The 20,509-nt window shown below is 66.2% G+C and carries 16 protein-coding genes; 8 read left to right on the top strand and 8 right to left on the bottom strand.

Annotated elements, in window-relative coordinates; translation table 11 throughout:
• Positions 1-36 precede the first annotated feature (36 nt).
• Positions 37-1,086, bottom strand: coding sequence for a cupin domain-containing protein (locus G6N42_RS22270; RefSeq protein ID WP_163732960.1), 1,050 nt, complete (start codon positions 1,084-1,086; stop codon positions 37-39).
• 76 nt (positions 1,087-1,162) lie between these two features.
• Positions 1,163-1,978 (bottom strand): PaaI family thioesterase, encoded by an 816-nt coding sequence (locus G6N42_RS22275; RefSeq protein ID WP_163732963.1) that lies wholly within the window; start codon positions 1,976-1,978, stop codon positions 1,163-1,165.
• Between the two features lie 61 nt (positions 1,979-2,039).
• On the opposite strand from G6N42_RS22275, the gene G6N42_RS22280 reads away from it, so the two are divergent.
• The 5 genes from G6N42_RS22280 to G6N42_RS22300 all read left to right on the top strand — a co-directional run bounded on the left by G6N42_RS22280 (position 2,040) and on the right by G6N42_RS22300 (position 11,750).
• On the top strand, positions 2,040-4,082 hold the full coding sequence (locus tag G6N42_RS22280) for a heavy metal translocating P-type ATPase (protein WP_163732965.1): 2,043 nt from the start codon (positions 2,040-2,042) through the stop codon (positions 4,080-4,082).
• A 414-nt stretch (positions 4,083-4,496) separates the two neighbouring features.
• Positions 4,497-9,092 (top strand): glutamate synthase large subunit, encoded by a 4,596-nt coding sequence (gene gltB, locus G6N42_RS22285; protein WP_163732969.1) that lies wholly within the window; start codon positions 4,497-4,499, stop codon positions 9,090-9,092.
• Positions 9,085-10,551 (top strand): glutamate synthase subunit beta, encoded by a 1,467-nt coding sequence (locus G6N42_RS22290; RefSeq protein ID WP_163732971.1) that lies wholly within the window; start codon positions 9,085-9,087, stop codon positions 10,549-10,551. The genes gltB and G6N42_RS22290 overlap by 8 nt, the downstream gene beginning before the upstream one ends.
• Before the next feature lie 99 nt (positions 10,552-10,650).
• Positions 10,651-11,439, top strand: a complete 789-nt coding sequence (locus G6N42_RS22295; RefSeq protein WP_163737994.1) for a polysaccharide deacetylase family protein — start codon at positions 10,651-10,653, stop codon at positions 11,437-11,439.
• 164 nt (positions 11,440-11,603) lie between these two features.
• Entirely contained in the window at positions 11,604-11,750 is a 147-nt protein-coding gene (locus tag G6N42_RS22300) for a hypothetical protein (RefSeq protein WP_163724419.1), read from the top strand.
• A gap of 82 nt (positions 11,751-11,832) precedes the next feature.
• On the opposite strand, the gene G6N42_RS22305 is transcribed toward G6N42_RS22300, so the two are convergent.
• Both G6N42_RS22305 and G6N42_RS22310 read right to left on the bottom strand, forming a co-directional pair.
• Positions 11,833-12,690 carry an LLM class F420-dependent oxidoreductase gene (locus tag G6N42_RS22305; RefSeq protein WP_163732974.1) on the bottom strand — a complete coding sequence of 286 codons (858 nt, stop codon included), beginning with the start codon at positions 12,688-12,690 and terminating at the stop codon, positions 11,833-11,835.
• 118 nt (positions 12,691-12,808) lie between these two features.
• Positions 12,809-14,305 carry a potassium/proton antiporter gene (locus tag G6N42_RS22310; protein ID WP_163732978.1) on the bottom strand — a complete coding sequence of 499 codons (1,497 nt, stop codon included), beginning with the start codon at positions 14,303-14,305 and terminating at the stop codon, positions 12,809-12,811.
• A gap of 155 nt (positions 14,306-14,460) precedes the next feature.
• Between G6N42_RS22310 and G6N42_RS22315 the strand changes: the two genes are divergently transcribed.
• Together G6N42_RS22315 and G6N42_RS22320 are read left to right on the top strand one after the other, a co-directional pair.
• Positions 14,461-15,138: a potassium channel family protein gene (locus G6N42_RS22315; protein ID WP_163737995.1), complete on the top strand. Its 678-nt coding sequence runs from the start codon at positions 14,461-14,463 to the stop codon at positions 15,136-15,138.
• A 30-nt stretch (positions 15,139-15,168) separates the two neighbouring features.
• A complete protein-coding gene (locus G6N42_RS22320; RefSeq protein WP_163732980.1) occupies positions 15,169-15,741 on the top strand; it encodes a TIGR03086 family metal-binding protein in 573 nt (190 codons plus the stop codon).
• Positions 15,742-15,753: 12 nt separating this feature from the next.
• Here the strand turns inward: G6N42_RS22320 and G6N42_RS22325 are convergent, their stop codons facing one another.
• Both G6N42_RS22325 and G6N42_RS22330 read right to left on the bottom strand, forming a co-directional pair.
• Positions 15,754-17,397 (bottom strand): SulP family inorganic anion transporter, encoded by a 1,644-nt coding sequence (locus G6N42_RS22325; RefSeq protein WP_410506621.1) that lies wholly within the window; start codon positions 17,395-17,397, stop codon positions 15,754-15,756.
• On the bottom strand, positions 17,394-17,771 hold the full coding sequence (locus tag G6N42_RS22330) for an ArsR/SmtB family transcription factor (protein ID WP_163732983.1): 378 nt from the start codon (positions 17,769-17,771) through the stop codon (positions 17,394-17,396). Before G6N42_RS22330 ends, G6N42_RS22325 begins: the two co-directional genes overlap by 4 nt.
• A gap of 116 nt (positions 17,772-17,887) precedes the next feature.
• Between G6N42_RS22330 and G6N42_RS22335 the strand changes: the two genes are divergently transcribed.
• On the top strand, positions 17,888-18,892 hold the full coding sequence (locus G6N42_RS22335; RefSeq protein WP_163732988.1) for a PHP domain-containing protein: 1,005 nt from the start codon (positions 17,888-17,890) through the stop codon (positions 18,890-18,892).
• 7 nt (positions 18,893-18,899) lie between these two features.
• Here G6N42_RS22335 and G6N42_RS22340 read toward each other — a convergent pair whose 3' ends face one another.
• Both G6N42_RS22340 and dinB read right to left on the bottom strand, forming a co-directional pair.
• Positions 18,900-19,190, bottom strand: coding sequence for a YiaA/YiaB family inner membrane protein (locus G6N42_RS22340; RefSeq protein ID WP_163732991.1), 291 nt, complete (start codon positions 19,188-19,190; stop codon positions 18,900-18,902).
• 66 nt (positions 19,191-19,256) lie between these two features.
• On the bottom strand, positions 19,257-20,489 hold the full coding sequence (gene dinB, locus G6N42_RS22345) for a DNA polymerase IV (protein WP_163732994.1): 1,233 nt from the start codon (positions 20,487-20,489) through the stop codon (positions 19,257-19,259).
• Positions 20,490-20,509: the final 20 nt, after the last annotated feature.

Genomic DNA, 20,509 nt, shown 5'->3' on the forward strand with positions numbered 1-20,509 from the left:
GTCAACGGCACCGCACCGTGATCTGAGCTTCGCCGTTCACGCGTCGACGGGATTGCAGCGATTGACGATCAGCGGGTCGGTCTTGGTGAACGGGAATGCCGGGAGATCGTCGATGTGCATGTTGAATGTCGCGGCCAGCACTTCGCGCGAGTACGCGCTCGCCGATGCGCGGTACCCGATGTCACCGGGCATGGGCTGGTCGAAGAAGATCGCGAAATGAATGTCGGGGGCGTCCACCACCTCGATGTGGTGCGGGTAGGCGCGCGGGATGAAGTAGACGTCGCCCTCCTTGAGGTAGTAGGTGTCGACCGAGCCGTCGGGGTCCATCACGGTCATCCGACCGTTTCCCTTGTGGACGTAGCCCATTTCGGCGGTGATGGGATGCCAGTGCGGTTCACGCATACCGTCCTCGCGGATGCGCAGCGAGTACATCGACAAATCCTTCAGCGCCGGCCAGTACTGGGACCGCGCCAGCCGGGCAGAACCGACTGCGACACCGATGGCCGGACTCTGCGCCTCGACGGCGAACTTGTGCGGATCGTCGAACCGAGCAGTTGACGGAACGTCCGGATCGCCTGCGCGCGCGGCGAATTTACGATCGGTGGTGTCCCGGCGCATCTTCGTGAAGTCAGCGGCGGGCAGGTCATAGGTGTTGCCGAGTACGGCGTCCGTCATCGCACCGAAAGACGCTGCCAGACCGAAGTCTTCGGGCCGCTCGCTGCGAAACGCGAGAATGAACTCGGCAGGCTCCTCTCCGATGTTCTCGATGTGATGCAGTGACCCGGAGTCGATGTGGAACATCTCGCCTGCCCCGACGGTGAAGCTGGAGAACTTGCTGTAGCTGTCGAGCACCGACACCAGCGAGGTGCCGGATATGCAGTAAGTGAGCTCGTTGCAATTGGCATGCCAGTGTGGTGTGCGCATTGCGCCGGGATTGACGACGATCCGTTTGATCGACATGCCGGACAGGATCGGAAACGTGTCGGCGGTGACTCGCGTGATGGACCCGAGGTCGTTCTGCTCGACGACTTCGCCGGCGGTCAATGAGGTGGCGTGAAGGCTCGAGCTCTGGGGTGTGGAAGACATATCCACATGCTTGCGTCGAAATCGGAGTTTTGTGGAGGTCTTCTCGAACTTTCGCTACAAACCGCGGATTTCGTGGCTAGGCGTAGGCGGTGAGGCGCGCGACGATCGCCACCTCGCCGTCGGGCCCGATGGCTTTCGCCTCGCCGATGCCGCTACGCCGGCCTACTCGTAAAGCCGTTCCGACATAACGTGATTCGGGGCCGCCTTCCCGAGTGCTGAAGAACTGTCGGATGAAATTCACCCGCAGCGATGCGGTACGCAGTGGCCGATAGTCGCGGCCTGCGTTGACTGCCGCCGACGCCACCAGTTCGAGTGCCATCGCCGACACCCCGCCGTGCACGATGCCGAGGCTGTTGTTGAGTACCGGATCAGGCAACTGCTGGAGGGCTTTGGCCGAACCACCACTCTCGGCGACTCGAACCGCCATCCGGTCGGCCAGGGAACCGGGCGGCAGGGGACCCGTTGGTCCGTCGGGAAATTCGCCGATGTGCGCCGGCGCGCTGATGAAGAAGGACCGCACCGTGGCGGTGGCCAGCGTGATGCCGCGATGGGACAACTCGCACAGGCCAAGCCCGACGTCGCTCTTGGCGGCGAACGGCTTCGACGTCGCCGTGACCGGCTCGCCTGGGTCTTCGGCGATGACGTCGACCGCGTCGGGGCGGACGTCGAACGACAGCTCACTGGACACCGTCCACTCGCCTGGGCCTCGGCGGCGGTGGTTGACCAGACCGCCGACGTGGTCGACCAGCATGGCCAGCGGCGCGATCGTGAGGGTGCCGGTGAGCGGGTTGACCATCTCGCCTGCCGGTATCGACGCCACGCAGCCGTCGGGACCATCTTCGGACGTGACGATGCCGAAGCGGCCCAGTGGGGTGTTCAACGGGTGAGACATCGCTGTCCAGCGTGACGGCTAGGGGGTGGCTATATACCCCCTAGGGGTATAGACTGCCGTCATGACCGAGGTAGACCACACGCAACATCAGGCCCACGCGGGTCACGAAGGCCACGACGCGCATGCCGGGCACGGCGGGCACGTCGCGGCGTTCCGGCGGCTGTTCTGGGTGATGCTCGTGATCGCCGTCCCGACGGTCGCGCTGTCACCGATGTTCGCGATGATCCTGGGCTACGCCGTGCCGACGTTCCCCGGAGCCCAGTGGGTGTCCCCGGTGCTGGGCACGGTGATGTACGTGTGGGGCGGCAAGCCGTTCCTGACGGGTGCGGTCAGCGAGATCCGTTCGCGCGCACCGGGAATGATGCTGTTGATCGGCCTCGCCATCACGGTGGCGTTCGTGTCGTCGTGGGGTGCCAGCCTCGGTGTGTTGCATCACCAGCTCGACTTCTGGTGGGAGCTGGCGCTGCTGATCGTGATCATGCTGCTGGGCCATTGGATCGAGATGCGATCGCTGGCGCAGACCACTTCGGCGTTGGACTCACTGGCGGCATTGCTGCCGGACGAGGCGGAACGCGTGGTGGGTGGGACAACAGAGACGGTCGCGCCGTCCGAGCTACGCGTGGGTGATGTCGTGCTGGTCCGGCCCGGTGGCAGTGTTCCCGCCGACGGCGACATCGTCGACGGATCCGCGGACGTCGACGAGTCGATGGTGACCGGCGAATCGCGTCCGGTGCGGCGCGGCGTCGGCGACCACGTGATCGCGGGGACGGTCGCCACCGATTCCGGACTGCGCGTCACGGTCAGTGCGGTCGGCGACGACACGGCGCTGGCCGGAATTCAGCGCCTGGTCACCGAGGCGCAGAACTCGTCGTCGCGCGCGCAGCGGCTGGCGGACAAGGCGGCCGGCTGGCTGTTCTGGTTCGCGCTGGGCGCCGCCGTCGTCACCGCGGTCGTCTGGAGCCTGATCGGCCTGCCGGACGAGGCGGTGGTGCGCACCATCACGGTGCTGGTGATCGCCTGCCCGCACGCGCTGGGCCTGGCGATCCCGCTGGTGGTGTCGATCGCGACCGAGCGCGCGGCCCGCGGCGGTGTCCTGATCAAGGACCGGCTGGCACTGGAGAGCATGCGCACCGTCGGCGCGGTGCTGTTCGACAAGACCGGGACGCTGACCAAGGGAGAGCCGACCGTCACCGCGATCGCGACGACCGGCCGCGGCGACGATGAGGTGCTGGCATTGGCCGCCGCCGCGGAGGCCGACTCCGAGCACCCGCTGGCCCGCGCGATCGTCGAGGCCGCCCGCAGGCGCGGTTTGACGGTTCCGCGGTCGTCGGATTTCAGCTCGTCGCCCGCGGTCGGAGTGGCGGCGATGGTGGATGGGCACCGGGTCCGCGTCGGCGGGCCGCGGCTACTGGCCGAGGCCGGTCGTGATGAGTTGTCCGCGGTGGTGCCGTGGCGCGACGACGGTGCGATCGTGCTGCACGTGCTGGTCGACGACGACGTTGTCGGGGCACTCAAGCTCGCCGACGAAGTGCGTACGGAGTCCCGCGAGGCTGTCGACGCGCTGCACAAGCTGGGCATCGAGGTGGTGATGATCACAGGCGACGCCGAGTCGGTGGCGCGCTCGGTGGCCGACGAACTGGGCATCGACAGGGTCTTCGCGGGCGTCCGACCTGGGGATAAGGCGGCCAAGGTCGCGGAGTTGCAGGACGAGGGGCTAAGCGTCGCGTTCGTCGGCGACGGTGTCAACGACGCCCCGGCGCTGGCACAGGCCGACGTCGGCATCGCGATCGGCGCGGGCACCGACGTGGCGATCGCATCGGCGGGGGTCATCCTCGCGAGCTCTGACCCGCGGTCGGTGCTCTCGGTGATCGTGCTGTCCAAGGCGACCTATCGCAAGATGAAGCAAAACCTTTGGTGGGCAGCGGGATACAACCTGCTTTCGGTGCCGCTCGCGGCGGGCATTTTGGCGCCTATCGGGATTGTGCTGCCGATGTCGGTGGGTGCGATCTTGATGTCTGCGTCGACCGTGGTGGTGGCCGCCAACGCCCAACTGCTGCGCCGACTGGACCTCCGGCCGCAGGCCAGCGTGCGGTCTGTTCTCTAAGAATCTGGCTAGGCTTTCTGCAAACCAGTTCGGCAGGATAATGCCAGATAAACTCCGCGTACTATGGTTACAGCAAACTCCAGACGGAAGGGTCCGCACGCGACGCGGCACTTCGCATTCTGGCTGGCGCGCCCGCTTGATCTCGAAATAGAAAGGGCGGCAATGTCTCTCGCCAAGATTCAGCGCCGGATTCGCCCGTGCGACGAAATGGCCGGATCACTCTACTTAGGCCCGCCTAAGTTGGCATGTCAACCCGAGTTTGTCATATCGTTTTGTCCACTTGTGGCGAGTGGGAATTGGGCCGTCGTTCAGTGCTGCACGAAGGAACCGCCCTCGCTGAAACGGCCAGCGGCCGTCCTCGAATTGGTTGGCCGGCGGAATCCTCGCTCGGCGTTCGGAAAAGGGTAGGTGGGAATGGCGCCCAGCAGTCAAGGGCTGTACAACCCCGCGTTCGAGCATGACGCGTGTGGCGTGGCCATGGTCGCGGACATGCACGGCCGCCGCAGCCGAACCATCGTCGACGCCGCGATCACCGCCCTGGTGAACCTCGAGCACCGCGGCGCCCAGGGCGCCGAACCCCACACCGGTGACGGTGCGGGCATCCTGCTGCAGGTCCCCGACGAGTTTCTGCGTGCAGTGCTGAAGGACCAGGGAGCCTCCTTCGAGCTGCCCGAGTACGGCAGCTATGCCACCGGCATCGCCTTCCTGCCTCAGTCGTCCAAGGACGCCGCCGCCGCCTGCGAAGCCGTGGAGAAGATCGCCGAGGCCGAGGGTCTCGAGGTATTGGGGTGGCGCGACCTGCCCACCGACGACTCGTCTCTGGGGGCCCTGGCCCGCGACGCCATGCCGACGTTCCGGCAGGTCTTCATGGCCGGCGCCTCGGGCATGGACCTGGAGCGCCGCGCCTACGTCGTGCGCAAACGCGCTGAGCACGAACTCGGCACCAAAGGCCCGGGACAGGACGGACCGGGACGCGAAACCGTTTATTTCCCAAGCCTTTCCGGTCAGACCTTCGTCTACAAGGGCATGCTGACGACCCCGCAGCTCAAGGCGTTCTACCTCGACCTGCAGGACGACCGGCTCACCAGCGCGCTCGGCATCGTGCACTCGCGGTTCTCGACCAACACGTTCCCCTCGTGGCCGCTGGCCCACCCGTTCCGGCGGATCGCCCACAACGGCGAGATCAACACCGTCACCGGCAACGAGAACTGGATGCGGGCCCGCGAGGCCCTGATCAACACCGACGTGTTCGGCGAGAACGGGCTCGACAAGATCGTCCCGGTCTGCACGCCAGGCGCTTCGGACACCGCGCGCTTCGACGAGGTTCTCGAGCTGCTGCATCTCGGCGGCCGCAGCCTGCCGCACGCGGTGCTGATGATGATTCCCGAGGCGTGGGAGCGCAACGAGTCGATGGATCCTGCCCGGCGGGCGTTTTACGAGTACCACGCCTCCCTGATGGAGCCGTGGGACGGCCCCGCGTCGATGACCTTTACCGACGGCACCGTGATCGGCGCCGTGCTGGATCGCAACGGCCTGCGGCCGTCGCGCATCGAGGTCACCAAGGACGGCCTCGTGGTGATGGCGTCGGAAACCGGCGTGCTGAACCTCGACCCGTCGACCGTCGTGAAGAAGATGCGCTTGCAGCCCGGCCGAATGTTCCTCGTCGACACCGCGCAGGGCCGCATCGTCGACGACGAGGAGATCAAGGCCGAACTCGCCGCCGAGCACCCGTACCAGGAGTGGCTGGACGCCGGCCTCTTCAAGATCGAAGACCTGCCCGCCGGCGACTACGTGCGGATGCCTCACCACCGGGTCGTGTTGCGGCAGCAGGCCTTCGGCTACACGTACGAAGAGCTGAACCTGCTGGTCGCCCCGATGGCGCGCACCGGAGCCGAGCCGCTGGGCTCGATGGGCACCGACACGCCCGTCGCCGTGTTGTCCCAGCGACCCCGAATGCTCTACGACTACTTCCAGCAGCTGTTCGCCCAGGTCACCAACCCACCGCTGGACGCCATCCGCGAAGAGGTGGTGACCAGCCTGCAGGGCACGGTCGGCCCCGAGGGCGACGTGCTCAACCCCAATGCCGACTCCTGCCGCCAGATCGTGTTGACGCAGCCGATCCTGCGCAACGCCGAACTGTCCAAGCTGATGTGCGTCGACCCCGACCACGAGATCCGCGGCCACAAGCACGGCATGCGCGCGGCCGTCATTCGATGTCTCTATCCGGTGAACCGTGGCGGACAGGGGCTCAAGGAGGCGCTCGACAACGTCCGGGCCAAGGTATCGGCGGCCATCCGTGACGGTGCGCGCATCATCGTGCTGTCCGACCGCGAGTCCAACGAGCAGATGGCGCCCATCCCGTCACTGCTCAGCGTGTCCGCCGTGCACCACCACCTCGTCCGCGACCGCACCCGCACCCAGGTCGGGCTCGTCGTCGAGGCGGGCGACGCCCGCGAGGTGCACCACATGGCCTGCCTGGTCGGCTTCGGCGCGGCCGCGATCAACCCGTACATGGCGTTCGAGTCGATCGAAGACATGGTCGACCGCGGCGTGATCTCCGGCATCTCCAGCGACCAGGCCAAAGCCAACTACGTCAAGGCGGCGGGCAAGGGCGTGCTGAAGGTGATGTCCAAGATGGGCATCTCCACGCTGGCGTCCTACACCGGCGCGCAGCTGTTCCAGGCCATTGGCATCAGCCAGCAGCTGCTCGACGAGTACTTCACCGGGCTGACGTGCCCCGTCGGTGGCATTGACCTCGACGACATCGCCGACGACGTCGCCACCCGGCATGCGCTCGCGTATCTGGACCGCCCCGACGAGTGGGCACACCGCGAGCTCGAGGTCGGCGGCGAGTACCAATGGCGCCGCGAGGGCGAGTACCACCTGTTCAACCCGGACACGGTGTTCAAGCTGCAGCACTCCACCCGCACCGGCCAGTACTCGATTTTCAAGGAGTACACGCAGCTGATCGACGATCAGAGCGAGCGGATGGCGTCGCTGCGTGGCCTGCTGAAGTTCAAGGACGGGCAGCGTCCGGCCGTGCCGCTCGACGAGGTCGAGCCGGCCAGCGAGATCGTCAAGCGGTTCTCCACCGGTGCGATGAGCTACGGGTCGATTTCCGCCGAGGCTCACGAGACGCTGGCGATCGCGATGAACCGCCTTGGCGGACGGTCGAATTCGGGCGAGGGCGGCGAGGCCGTTCAGCGCTTCGAGCCCGACGAGAACGGAGACTGGCGCCGCAGCGCCATCAAGCAGGTGGCATCCGGCCGCTTCGGGGTCACCAGCCACTACCTGAGTAACTGCACGGACATCCAGATCAAGATGGCCCAGGGGGCGAAACCCGGTGAGGGTGGCCAGCTTCCGGGCAACAAGGTCTATCCGTGGGTGGCCGAGGTGCGGCACTCGACACCGGGCGTGGGGCTGATCTCGCCGCCCCCGCACCACGACATCTACTCGATCGAGGATCTGGCGCAGCTGATCCACGACCTGAAGAACTCCAACCCGCAGGCACGCGTGCACGTGAAGCTGGTGAGCGAGAACGGTGTCGGCACCGTCGCGGCGGGTGTGTCGAAGGCGCACGCCGACGTCGTGTTGATCTCTGGCCACGACGGCGGCACCGGCGCGACGCCGCTGACGTCCATGAAGCACGCGGGTGCGCCATGGGAGCTCGGCCTGGCCGAGACCCAGCAGACGTTGCTGCTCAACGGACTTCGTGACCGCATCGTCGTGCAGGTCGACGGCCAGCTGAAGACCGGCCGCGACGTCGTCATCGCCGCGCTGCTCGGCGCCGAGGAATTCGGTTTCGCCACCGCACCTCTGGTGGTGTCAGGCTGCATCATGATGCGGGTCTGCCACCTCGACACCTGCCCTGTCGGTGTGGCGACTCAGAATCCGGTGCTGCGCCAACGGTTCAACGGCAAGCCGGAGTTCGTCGAGAACTTCTTCATGTTCATCGCCGAAGAGGTGCGGGAGATGATGGCCCAGTTGGGCTTCCGTACCGTCAACGAGATGGTCGGCCAGGTAGGCGCCTTGGACACCACCAAGGCCGCCGAGCACTGGAAGGCCTACAAGCTGGACCTGACACCGGTGCTGCACGAGCCCGAGTCGGCGTTCATGAACCAGGATCTGTACTGCAGCTCACGCCAGGACCACGGACTGGACAAGGCACTGGATCAGCAGCTCATCGTGATGTGCCGTGAGGCACTCGATTCGGGTTCACCGGTCCGGTTCTCGACAACGATCGCGAACGTCAACCGCACCGTCGGTACGATGTTGGGCCACGAGGTGACGAAAGCTTATGGTGGCCAGGGACTCCCGGACGGCACCATCGACATCACGTTCGAGGGCTCGGCGGGTAACAGCTTCGGCGCCTTCGTGCCCAAGGGCATCACACTGCGCGTGTACGGCGATGCCAACGACTACGTCGGCAAGGGCCTTTCCGGCGGCAGGATCGTGGTGCGTCCGTCCGACAAGGCACCCGCCGAGTATGTCGCCGAGGACAACATCATCGCGGGCAACGTGATCCTGTTCGGCGCCACCAGCGGTCAGGCATTCATCCGCGGACAGGTGGGCGAACGGTTCGCCGTGCGCAACTCCGGCGCCCACGCGGTCGTGGAGGGTGTCGGTGACCACGGATGCGAGTACATGACCGGCGGCAGAATCGCGATTCTCGGTCCCACTGGCCGCAACTTCGCGGCGGGTATGTCGGGCGGCATCACCTATGTCTACGACCCGGACGGCAACCTGCCGGACAACCTCAACTCCGAGATGGTGGAACTGGAATGCCTCGACGACGAGGACCTCGAGTGGCTGCGCGACATGCTCCAAGCGCATGTCGATGCCACTGATTCCGCTGTCGGACAGCGTATTTTGAGCGACTGGGACAACACCGTGAAGCACTTCACCAAGGTCATGCCCCGCGACTTCAAGCGGGTGCTCGAGGCGATCGCCGAGGCCGAGCGAACCGGCGAGAACGTCGATGAAGCGATCATGGCGGCCGCCGGTGCCTGATCCCCGTGGTTTTCTGAAGTACACGACGCGCGAGACCCCGCAGCGGCGGCCGGTCCCGCTGCGGCTTCGCGACTGGAAAGAGGTCTACGAGGACTTCTCCCACGACACCCTGCGCGAGCAGGCGACGCGCTGCATGGATTGCGGTATCCCCTTCTGCCACAACGGATGCCCCCTGGGAAACCTGATCCCGGAATGGAACGACCTGGTCCGCAACGACCGTTGGCGTGACGCGATCGAACGGCTGCACGCAACCAACAACTTCCCCGAGTTCACCGGGCGGCTGTGCCCGGCGCCGTGTGAAGGCTCCTGCGTGCTCGGCATCAACCAGGATCCGGTGACCATCAAGCAGGTCGAGGTCGAAATCATCGACAACGCCTTCGACAACGGCTGGGTTGTTCCGCTGCCACCGGACAAGCTCACCGGCAAGAAGGTCGCCGTCGTCGGCTCCGGCCCGGCCGGGCTGGCCGCTGCGCAGCAGCTCACCCGCGCGGGTCATTCGGTGACGGTATTCGAGCGCGAGGACCGCATCGGCGGCCTGCTGCGCTACGGCATCCCCGAATTCAAGATGGAGAAGCGCCACATCGACCGTCGTTTGGAACAGATGTCGGCCGAGGGCACGCATTTCCGGCCCGGCGTCAACGTCGGCGTCGACATCACCGTCGCACAGCTGCGGCTGAACTACGACGCCGTGGTGCTCGCCGGCGGCGCGACGGCCTGGCGTGACCTGCCGATCCCGGGTCGGGAACTCGACGGCATCCATCAGGCGATGGAGTTCCTACCGTGGGCCAACCGTGTCCAGCAGGGCGATGACGTCCTGGGCGAGGACGGCGAGCCGCCGATCACCGCCAAGGGCAAAAAGGTGATCATCATCGGCGGCGGCGACACCGGTGCCGACTGCCTGGGCACCTCGCACCGCCAAGGTGCGGAGAGCGTGCACCAGTTCGAGATCATGCCGCGCCCGCCGGAGCAGCGTGCCGACAGCACGCCGTGGCCCGTGTACCCGCTGATGTTCCGCGTGAGCTCGGCGCACGAGGAGGGCGGCGAGCGCGTCTACTCGGTCAACACCGAAGAGTTCCTCGGCGCCGACGGCCGGGTCACGCATCTGCGCGGTCACGAGGTCGAGATGAAGGCCGGCAAGTTCGAGAAGGTCGACGGCAGCGACTTCGAGCTCGAGGCCGATCTGGTGCTGCTGGCTATGGGCTTCGTCGGTCCCGAGCGTGAGGGGCTGCTGACCGAGCTCGGTGTCGAGTTCACCGAACGGGGCAACGTCGCGCGTGACAAGGATTTTGCGACAACGGTGCCCGGCGTCTTCGTTGCCGGCGACATGGGCCGCGGCCAGTCGCTCATCGTGTGGGCGATCGCCGAGGGGCGGGCCGCGGCCGCCGGTGTGGACCGCTACCTGATGGGCGACACCGCGCTGCCCGCGCCGATCAAGCCGACGGCGGTTCCGCAGCGCTAGTCCGACGACACGCCCTGCAATACGCGTGTTCTGGGCCCGGCTCGCGGGACAGTTGTTCCGATGCCAGGGCGGTACCGCCTCCCTTACGCCGGCACCGAACTGACCCGGCGGCACTTCATCGCGGCCCTGTCCGTCGCCACGCTGTCGGGAGTCGGCCTCAGCCGGTGCAGCTTCGGCGCACAACGAGAGGTTGTCGCCGCATCTGAACAGGTCGCCGCGACCTCACCGGAGCTGTTGCCGCCGCCGCCGCGCGCGGCGCGCATTCAGCTGCCCGGCGGTGTCCTGAGCAGCCTGCCCGGTGCGGGAGATCTGTTGGCCCTGACGGTCGACGATGGGGTGAACAGCGACGTGGTGCGGGCGTACACCCAGTTCGCCAAGGACACCGGCGTGCGGCTGACGTACTTCGTCAACGGCATCTATCCGGCGTGGATGGACCACGTCGACCTGTTGCGGCCGATGGTCGACGACGGCCAGATACAACTGGCCAACCACACGTGGTCACATCCGAACATGACGAGACTTCCGTTAGTCGCTGTGGCAGAGGAGTTACGGCACAATCACGACTTCCTGTGGAAGACCTACGGTGTCGACGTCCGGCCCTACTTCCGTTCGCCCTACGGTGCGCGCAACGCACACGTCGACAAGGTGGCCGGCGATCTCGGCTACACGACCGACACGCTGTGGTCGGGGACTCTCGAGGACCAGAACGTGATCCCCGAGGCCGAGATCGTGAAGATGGCACAGGCCTACTTCACGCCGCAGGCGATCGTCATCGGCCATCTCAACCACCTGCCGGTGACGAATGTCTACGGCCAACTCGTCGACATCATCCGTGCGCGAAGGCTTCGTACGGTGACCCTCGATGACGTCTTTCTGCGGTCCGTTTAGGCCTAGAAATCGAGTCACAAAAACAACATCAGCCACATCAGAAACATCAGATGATTTTTCGGCGCGCCTCGCACCGTTTGCCAACTCGCCGGTATCTAATGACTTCATGAGGGCATTGCGCTAGGGTAAGGCCCCGAGCAGCTATCGGTATCGACGCAGGAGTTATGACTGTGTACCTCAACCCGCTATCTCGGTCACGGGTGAATCGAATCGCCTGGTCACTGTTCCGTCATCCCCTGAAGAGCCGCGAGTTCCCGGCCAAGGCCGAGCGCCTGATCACCGCCGACGAACTGGTCCGCTTCGGCGTCTAGCGAATTCCGTTACCGCCCGGCGGCCGCGCCCCCGGTGTCGTGATTCACCCTTTGCCGAATCGTTATCTTTCCGTTATCGCCGCTAATCTTTGCTACTCAGCAGTCCCGACGCCCTGATCTCGTTGGCGAGCGGCTCGAGAACGGCGGGGTCATACGGCGGTGGTAGGTAGATGATCGCCAAGTCCAGACCCTCCGCGCCCAGCGCCGCGGCTTCCTCGACGACCCTGCCGTAATCACGGTCCTCGCCCAATCGGACATGAGCCGACAGCATGATCTCCGTGGGATCCCGGCCGATATCCGCGCAGTGCCCGGCGAGCACATCGCGCTTGCGGGCGAATTCCTGCGGCGGACCGCCGACGAAGTTCCAGTGCTGCGCGTAGCGGGCGGTGATCTTCAGGGTGCGCTTCTCGCCGCTGCCGCCGATGCAGATCGGCGGGTGCGGTTGCTGGGGGCCCTTGGGCTCGTTGCGAGCATCCTTGAGCTGATAGAACGTTCCGTCGAACGTCGTCGTCTCCTTGGACAGCAGGCTCGTCAGCACCTCGCACGCCTCCTCGAACCGATCGAAGCGTTCCTTGATCGAGCCGAGTTCGATCCCGTAGGCCCCGGACTCCTCTTCGTTCCACCCGGCGCCGATGCCGAGTTCCAGGCGGCCGTCGGAGACGATGTCCAGTGCCGCAGCCATATTCGCGAGCACGGCGGGGTGACGGTAGTGGATGCCGGTGACGAGCACACCCACGCGCAGCCGCTGTGTTGCCTGGGCCAGCGCGGTCAACGTGACCCAGCCCTCCAGGCACGGCCCCGTCGAGTCGGAGAAGATCGGATAGAAGTGGTCGAAGGTCCAGCCGGACTCGTAGACCTCGATGTCGTCGGCGGCCTTCCAGACGGCAAGCATGTCGGACCACGTGGTGTTCTGCGGGGAAGTCTTGAATGCGAATCTCACGTAGACCCAGCGTAGTCCGGATTCCTGGGGGTCAACCGTCAGTCCGATTCGCCGGCTCCGGCCTTTTATTCGACTTCGCCGGCTCCGGCCTTTTATTCGACTTCGCCGAATCGGCCGTCTATTCGGTTTCACCGAATTCGCCGAACCAGTGCGCCAGCTTGCCCCGTCGGCTCACCGCGCGCAGCCGGCGTTCGGCCGCGGCCCTGGTCTTGGTGGTGGTGACGATCAGCAGTTCGTCGCCGATCGCGATGCGGGTATCGGGCTGCGGGACGAACGTGTGGCCGTCGCGGATGATCAAGGTGATCACGCTCGGGTCGGGCAACCGCAGCTCCAGGACCGTCACGTTGTGCAGCCGGGACGGATCCTGCACGGTCATCGTCAGCAGCTCCGCGTCGAGCACATCCAGCGGTGCCGCCTCGACCTGGAGCTCACGGGTGGCTTCCTTCGGGATGAGACCCAAACGGTGCGCGAGGAAGTGCAGGCTCGGCCCCTGCACCAGGGTGTAGACCACCACCAGGATGAACACGATGTTGAGGATGCGGATGCTGTCCGGCACGCCTCCGACGATCGGGAACGTCGCGAGCACGATCGGCACCGCACCGCGCAGACCCGCCCACGAGATGAACACCTGCTCGCGCCACGGAATCCGGAACCAGATCAAAGAGACAAACACCGACACGGGCCTGGCGATCAGGAGCAGGACGAGACCGATGACGATCCCCGCCGCCAACTCGGCACCCAGATCGCTGGGATCGACGAGCAGTCCGAGCAGGACGAACAGGCCGATCTGCGCCAGCCAGCCGAGCCCTTCGGCGAACGACCGCGTAGCCGCGCGGTGGGGCAGCCCGGTGTTGGCAAGCACGACAGCCGCCAGATACGCGGCCAGGAATCCGCTGGCATGGGCGCTTCCGGCGGCGGCGAACGCGACCATGCCGAAACCGAAGGTCGCCAACGGATACAGCCCGGATGCGGGAAGTGCGATGTGGCGCAGCGCGATTGAGCCCAGAAATCCGCAGCCCAACCCAATCGCCGCACCCGCCACCAACTCGTAGACGATGTCAATCAGCGCGTGCCCGGCGGACAGTTCCAGCGGCGTCACGCTGAACATCAGGACGAGAATGACGGCCGGGGCGTCGTTGAAACCGGACTCGGCCTCGAGGAGCCCCGCCACGCGGCGGGGCAGCGGGACTACCCGCAACACCGAGAACACGGCGGCCGCGTCGGTGACCGACACGACGGCGCCCAGCAGCAGGGCCAACTGCCAGTCGATGCCGAGCAGCAGATGGGCTCCCGCGGCGGTGACCGCCATACTGACGCCGACGCCGACGGTCGCCAATGCGCCGGCGGGCGCCAACACCTTGCGCACGTCGGAGAACCGGGTCGTGAGACCGCCTTCGACGAGGATGATCGCCAGCGCGACGGTGCCGAGGTGGTCGGCGAGCAGGTAGTTGTCGAACTGCAGACCGAGCCCGTCCTCGCCGACGATCACCCCGACGCCGAGGAACAGCAGCAGGCTGGGCAGCCCGACCCGGCTCGCCGCCCGGGTGGCGACGATGCTGGCCAACAGCACCAGCCCACCGGCGAGCAGCATCAGATACAGCTGCTCCAAGGTCATTCGAATCGCTTTCGGAAAGGTGCCAATGAGCTTTGACGTGCAGTAAACACCTACCACGGCCGCGAAGCGCCGTGGTCAGGTGCGACGATGAACCGATGTTCCGATTGACGCGGCGAAAATCCGAGGAGTCGGGCCGCGTCGATGAACGACCGAAGATGCGCATCGGCATCGCGGGTGCCGGGGCGATCGGTCGCTCCGTCGCCCAGGAACTGCTCGGCTACGGCCACAAGGTGTTGCTGATCGAGCACAACGTTCGCCACTACGAACCGCACACTGTGCCGGACGCGGACTGGCTGCTGGCCGACGCGTGCGAGCTGACCTCACTCGAGGACGCGGGGATCCAGACCTGCGACGTGGTGATCGCCGCGACCGGCGACGACAAGGTGAACCTGACGGCCTCGCTGCTGGCCAAGACCGAGTTCGGTGTCGACCGAGTGGTGGCGCGCGTCAACGACATGCGTAATGCGTGGCTGTTCACCGAGTCATGGGGTGTGGACGTCGCCGTCTCGGCACCCGCGGCCCTGGTCGCCGCGATCGAGGGCGCCATCGACATCGGCCATGTCGTGCGGCTGATGGAACTGCGCCAGGGACAGGTGAGCCTGGCGAAACTGACGCTGCCCGACGGCGATCCACTGGTCGGTCAGCGGATGCGCGATCTGCCGCTGCTGGAGAACGCCGCGCTGGCGATCGTGATCCGGGAGAGCGGGATCGTGTTCCCGAAGCCGGACGACGTGCTCGAGGCCGGTGACGAGATGCTGTTCTTCGCGGGCGGCGCCCAGAATCAGGTGTCCGCGTTGGTCCAGGGCGCAACGGAGCGGCGCGGCGGGCGATGAGTTCCGGCCGTGCCGGCGGTCTGTACGGACATGATCGATATGACTTCAGCCTGCCGACGCACAGCCCAGGTGTTGGCGAACGTGACCGACGATCAGCTGGGCGCATCCACCCCGTGCGAGAAGCTGCCCGTCGAGGAACTGGTCGCGCACATCGGGGGCCTGGCGCTGGCGTTCACCGCGGCCGCGCGCAAGGACTTCGGACCACTGACCGACACACCGCCGACCTTCGACGGAGCGCTCGAGGATGACTGGCGCACCGTATACCCACAGCGCCTGTCGGAGCTGGCCACGGCATTCGGTGAACCCGATGCCTGGCAGGGCATGAGCCGGGCCGGCGGCGTCGACTTTCCCGGTGACGTGGCGGGGATGGTCGCTCTGACGGAGGTGGTGGTACACGGTTGGGATCTGGCCAAGGCCACCGGTCAGCCATATGACATCGACGCCGCCACGGCCGACGCGGTGGTGCCGCACGTCGCACAGTTCGCGGCGGAAGAGCCCGTCGAGGGGCTGTTCGACCGTGCAGTGGCCGTTCCCGACGATGCTCCGGTGCTGGACCGGATCGTCGGGCTGACGGGTCGTGACCCTGCGTGGAGTGGGCGCTGAGCACGCTCGGTGTCAGTGCGGCTGACGGGCCACATGGGTGCGAGCGTGGCGGATCGCTTCATCGAGCGAGTCCAGCAGATGGTTCTCGTGACGAAGGGTCTCGAAGACACCGACGTTGGTCAGCAAGTCCATGTGCTCGTCCCGAACGCCCTTGATGATCACCGTGATGCCGCGAGCTTCCAGCTCGGTGCAGATCTGCGCGAGCGTGTGCGCGCCGGTGGCATCCAGCATGCCCAGCTGAGACATCCGGATGATCACCACGGATGTATGGGGATGATCGGCGTCGACGATCGCGCTCGAGATACGTTCAGCCACGCCGAAAAACATTGCGCCATCAAGTCGCAGAAGAGCGATCTGTTCATCGCCGGGGCGGTAGACATCCGGAAGGTCCTCGCGGACGACGCTGCTGCGCCGCGCCACGGCACGTAACGCGAAGAATGCCGCGACGACGATGCCGATCTCGACGGCCTCCACCAGATCGAAGCACACCGTGATTGCGGCGGTGAGGATGAACGTCAATGCGTCCGACCGGGTGGATCGCAGGATCTTGCGGACAGTGCCCGCCGAGATCATCCGGAACGAGGTCACCATGAGTACACCTGCCAACGCGGACAACGGGATTGCCGACACCGGTCCCGTCGCGAGATATACGACAGCGAGCAATACGAGCGAATGCACGATCGCCGAGACTCGCGTGCGCGCGCCGGAGCGGACGTTGACGGCGGTACGCGCGATGGCACCGGTCGCGGGCATACCGCCGAACGCACCCGAGGCGACCGAAGCCAAGCCCTGGCCGACCAACTCGCGGTCGGGATCGTAGGGACCCGTGGGTGCCATGGTCGCGGCGACCCGTGCGGACAAGAGTGATTCGATTGCCGCCAGCGCAGCGATCGCCAATGCGGCACCCACCAGCGTGCGCATGGCGGCCCCGTCAGCATGTGGCAGTACGGGTGTGGGCAGGCGCGAAGGCAGTTCGCCGATGCTGGCCACCGAGATGCCGAACGCCGCGACGGCCAACGTCACGACAACCACGGCTGTGAGCGATTCCGGAATACCGCGGTGCAGGCGGGGCAGTATCACCATCGAAACGGCGACAACCCCAACGACACCAAGGGTTTTCGCCGCGGATGCCCATTCGATGTGACTGACGGCGGCCCACGCGGCGCTCAGTGTGCGGCTACCGGCCGGAATGCCTTGCCCGAGCGCGGCGGGTATCTGTTGCAGGAAAATGATCGCCGCGATGCCGAGCGTGAATCCCTCGATGACGGGCCACGGGATGAAGGTGACCGCCCGGCCGAGGCCGGTCAGGCCGGCGGCGAGGACGAGTATGCCGGCGAGCACCGTCACCAGCGCGACGCTGGCCAGGCCAAATTGGGCGACGACGGGTGCCAAGACCACAGCCATCGCACCCGTCGGCCCCGAAACCTGCACGTGCGAACCGCCGAAGACTGCGGCGACCAGGCCGGCCACCACCGCCGTGATCAACCCGGCGGCCGCGCCGACTCCGGAGCTGATGCCGAATGCCAGCGCCAGCGGCAGCGCGACGACACCGACGGTGACGCCGGCCAGGATGTCACGGCGCCACGACGACCCCAGTTCCGCATAGTCGCGTCGGTTAGGCAACAGGCGGGCGAGATCGCCGACTGCGGCGATCACTGGTCACGACCAAGGGGCGGGAGTCTCTGCAGCGCTTCCCACTGGTCGCGGTGCGCACCGAGGACATCGGTGAGGAAACTCCTCGCGATGACGAGCAGTTCGGAGATCTTGGGATGCGCGAGCTCGTAGTACACCGCGTTGCCGACGCGCTGCGCGGTGACAACGTGGTGCCGCTTGAGTACGGCGAGGTGCTGGGACAACAGGGTCGGTTCCAGCTCGGTGTCGGCGAGGATCTCACCGACCGACGTGGCTCGGTCGCTGGCCGACAAGATCTCGAGCACCCGAATGCGCGCCGGATGGGCGAGCGCCTTGAACAAGTTGGCCTTGATTTCGTAGAGCGGTAGCTCGGGACCACTTGAGAAGGGATGCGGCATTCCTACAACCTAGCCAATTGATGGATTGAACGAATTCGCAATCGATGGTATCGAGGTCCACGCCGTGGACGCAAACCGCGGGTTCGACGCCGGCCCTGACCGGGCACACTGAAACCATGGATCCGGTCATCGCCCTGCGCCAGATTGCCTACTACAAGGACCGGGCGCGGGAGGACCCCCGCCGGGTGATGGCCTACCGGAACGCCGCCGACATCGTCGAGGCGTTGACGGATGCCGAGCGTGATCGTCACGGCGCGGCCAACAGCTGGCAGTCGCTGTCGGGCATCGGGCCCAAGACCGCGAAGGTCATCGCGCAGGCCTGGGCTGGCGGCGAACCCGACGTGCTTGTCGAATTACGCTCGAACGCAGTCGATCTCGGGGGCGGCGATCTCCGCACCGCCCTGCGCGGCGATCTGCATGTGCACTCGAACTGGTCCGACGGTTCGGCGCCGATCGAGGAGATGATGCTGGCGGCAATGGAATTGGGCCATGAGTACTGCGCGCTGACCGATCACTCGCCGCGGCTGCGCGTGGCCAACGGGCTCTCACCCGAGCGACTACGCGAACAACTGGACGTGATCGACGAGATCCGCGAGTTGGTCGCGCCGATGCGCATTCTGACCGGAATCGAGGTCGACATCCTCGACGACGGGTCGCTCGACCAGGAGGACGAACTGCTCGAGCGCCTCGACGTCGTGGTGGCCAGCGTGCATTCCAAGCTGTCCATGGATTCGACCGCGATGACCCGTCGCATGCTCAAGGCCGTGGCCAATCCGCATACCGATGTTCTGGGCCACTGCACCGGACGGTTGGTGACCGGCGGTCGAGGTGTGCGGCCCGAATCGAAGTTCGACGCCGAGAAGGTCTTCACCGCGTGTTACGACAACGGCACGGCCGTCGAGATCAACTCGCGGCCCGAGCGTCGGGATCCGCCGACCCGCCTGCTGAACCTCGCGCTCGAGATCGGCTGCGTCTTCTCCATCGACACCGACTCGCACGCGCCGGGACAGCTTGAGTTTCTGGGCTACGGTGCACAGCGTGCGCTGGACGCGGGGGTGCCGGCCGAGCGGATCGTCAATACGTGGCCGGCCGACAAGCTGTTGGACTGGACCAGCTCGTAGGCCTTCCTCAGGTGGACGTGGTGAACGGATTGTGTTCTGCCAGTAGCTTTTCCATTCGCGCCTCGTCCAGCCGAACTCGAATGGTGGCGGCTTCTTCCTGATCTCGAATGACCTTCGCCAGGGTGAACGCGCTGGTGACCAGGAACAGGACCGTCATGGCGAGGAACATCCGTTGCCACATGTCCAGGGGCAGGAAGACGATCCCGCCGAGTACGCCAAGGAGGCTGACGCCGAACGCGATGGCGGCCTGCAGAAAGAACGCGGCGGTGTTATTCGACGGAGCATTCAAAGTGTTCATGGGTTTCAGCCTGGCGTGACGGCGGCACCGGCGGCTGAGTGAGATTACTCAATTCGTAAGTCCCGGTCAGTCCGGCAGGTGCGGCATCTCGAGCCCCGGATCGCGCCCGAGCAGGACGCCGCGCATCACGGCGGCGTTGCCGTAGCGCTTCCGCACCTGGTCGACGGCGTCGTCCAACGCGATGACGTCGTGGGCGGGTGCGGGCGGGAACGGCAGCTCCAGTTGCTGTGCGCCGTCGCGGTCGATGTTGGACACGGCGAAACCCACGAGGGTCAGGCCGCGTTCGGCGATCAGCGGGGCGGCCGACGTGACGAGCGTGCGTGCGGCGTCGAGAATCATGTCGGTCGACGCGGTTGCCCGCGGCATGGTGTGGGACCGGGTCGCGCGACTGAAGTCGTCGAAACGCAGGCGCAGCACCACAGTTCGTCCGGTGCGGCCGGCCTTGCGCATGCGGCGGGTGATCCGGTCGACGAGGTTGACGACGACGGCATCGACCTCCGCGTCCGACATCGTGTTGCCACGCCTGCCCAGGGCGCGCTGCGCACCCACCGAACGGCGTCGCACACCCGTCACGACCCGCCGGCGGTCGATGTTGCGGGACAACGCGAACAGCCGATAGCCCATCGCCCCGCCCAACAACGACGACAGCGTCGACTCCGACAACTCGGCGACGTCAGCGACGGTCTCGATGCCGTGTGCGTGCAACTTTTCAGCGGTCTTGGCGCCGACCCCCCAGAGCCGTCGCACCGGCAGCGGATGCAGGAAGGCGAGCTCACGGTCCGGCGGAACGAGTAGCAGGCCGTCGGGTTTGGCCTCCTGGCTGGCGACCTTGGCCAGGAACTTGGTGCGGGCGATGCCGACGGTGATCGGCAGCCCCACCCGCTCGCGCACCGCCGTGCGTAGTTGCGCGCCGATCTCCACCGGGGTGCCGGAGACCCGAAGTAGGCCGGAGACATCGAGGAACGCCTCGTCCACACTCAGCGGCTCGACGATGGGCGAGGTGTCGTGGAACACCTCGAATACCGCGTGACTGGCTTCGGAATACGCCGACATCCGCGGCGGCACGACGATCGCGTGCGGGCACAGGCCGCGCGCCTGCCGCCCGCCCATCGCAGTGCGAACTCCGTAGGCCTTGGCCTCGTAGCTGGCGGCGAGCACAACGCCGCCACCGACGATCACCGGCCTGCCGCGCAGCGCGGGGTCGTCACGCTGCTCGACCGATGCGTAGAAGGAGTCGAGATCAGCGTGCAGGATCGTCGCCGACGGCTGAGCCGTCGATCCGACTCGGGACACGAACATATGTTCGCATCGCGGTACGA

Origin of the sequence: Mycobacterium gallinarum (assembly GCF_010726765.1) — a bacterium.
Taxonomy (GTDB): Bacteria; Actinomycetota; Actinomycetes; order Mycobacteriales; family Mycobacteriaceae; genus Mycobacterium; species Mycobacterium gallinarum.

What these genes read in the sequence shown, in the direction of transcription:
- G6N42_RS22270 (WP_163732960.1), bottom strand. Translation starts at nt 1,086, where the DNA reads ATGTCTTCCACACCCCAGAGCTCGAGCCTTCACGCCACCTCATTGACC.
- G6N42_RS22275 (WP_163732963.1), bottom strand. Translation starts at nt 1,978, where the DNA reads ATGTCTCACCCGTTGAACACCCCACTGGGCCGCTTCGGCATCGTCACG.
- G6N42_RS22280 (WP_163732965.1), top strand. Translation starts at nt 2,040, where the DNA reads ATGACCGAGGTAGACCACACGCAACATCAGGCCCACGCGGGTCACGAA.
- gltB (WP_163732969.1), top strand. Translation starts at nt 4,497, where the DNA reads ATGGCGCCCAGCAGTCAAGGGCTGTACAACCCCGCGTTCGAGCATGAC.
- G6N42_RS22300 (WP_163724419.1), top strand. Translation starts at nt 11,604, where the DNA reads ATGACTGTGTACCTCAACCCGCTATCTCGGTCACGGGTGAATCGAATC.
- G6N42_RS22310 (WP_163732978.1), bottom strand. Translation starts at nt 14,305, where the DNA reads ATGACCTTGGAGCAGCTGTATCTGATGCTGCTCGCCGGTGGGCTGGTG.
- G6N42_RS22315 (WP_163737995.1), top strand. Translation starts at nt 14,461, where the DNA reads ATGCGCATCGGCATCGCGGGTGCCGGGGCGATCGGTCGCTCCGTCGCC.
- G6N42_RS22320 (WP_163732980.1), top strand. Translation starts at nt 15,169, where the DNA reads ATGATCGATATGACTTCAGCCTGCCGACGCACAGCCCAGGTGTTGGCG.
- G6N42_RS22330 (WP_163732983.1), bottom strand. Translation starts at nt 17,771, where the DNA reads ATGCCGCATCCCTTCTCAAGTGGTCCCGAGCTACCGCTCTACGAAATC.
- G6N42_RS22335 (WP_163732988.1), top strand. Translation starts at nt 17,888, where the DNA reads ATGGATCCGGTCATCGCCCTGCGCCAGATTGCCTACTACAAGGACCGG.
- G6N42_RS22340 (WP_163732991.1), bottom strand. Translation starts at nt 19,190, where the DNA reads ATGAACACTTTGAATGCTCCGTCGAATAACACCGCCGCGTTCTTTCTG.
- dinB (WP_163732994.1), bottom strand. Translation starts at nt 20,489, where the DNA reads ATGTTCGTGTCCCGAGTCGGATCGACGGCTCAGCCGTCGGCGACGATC.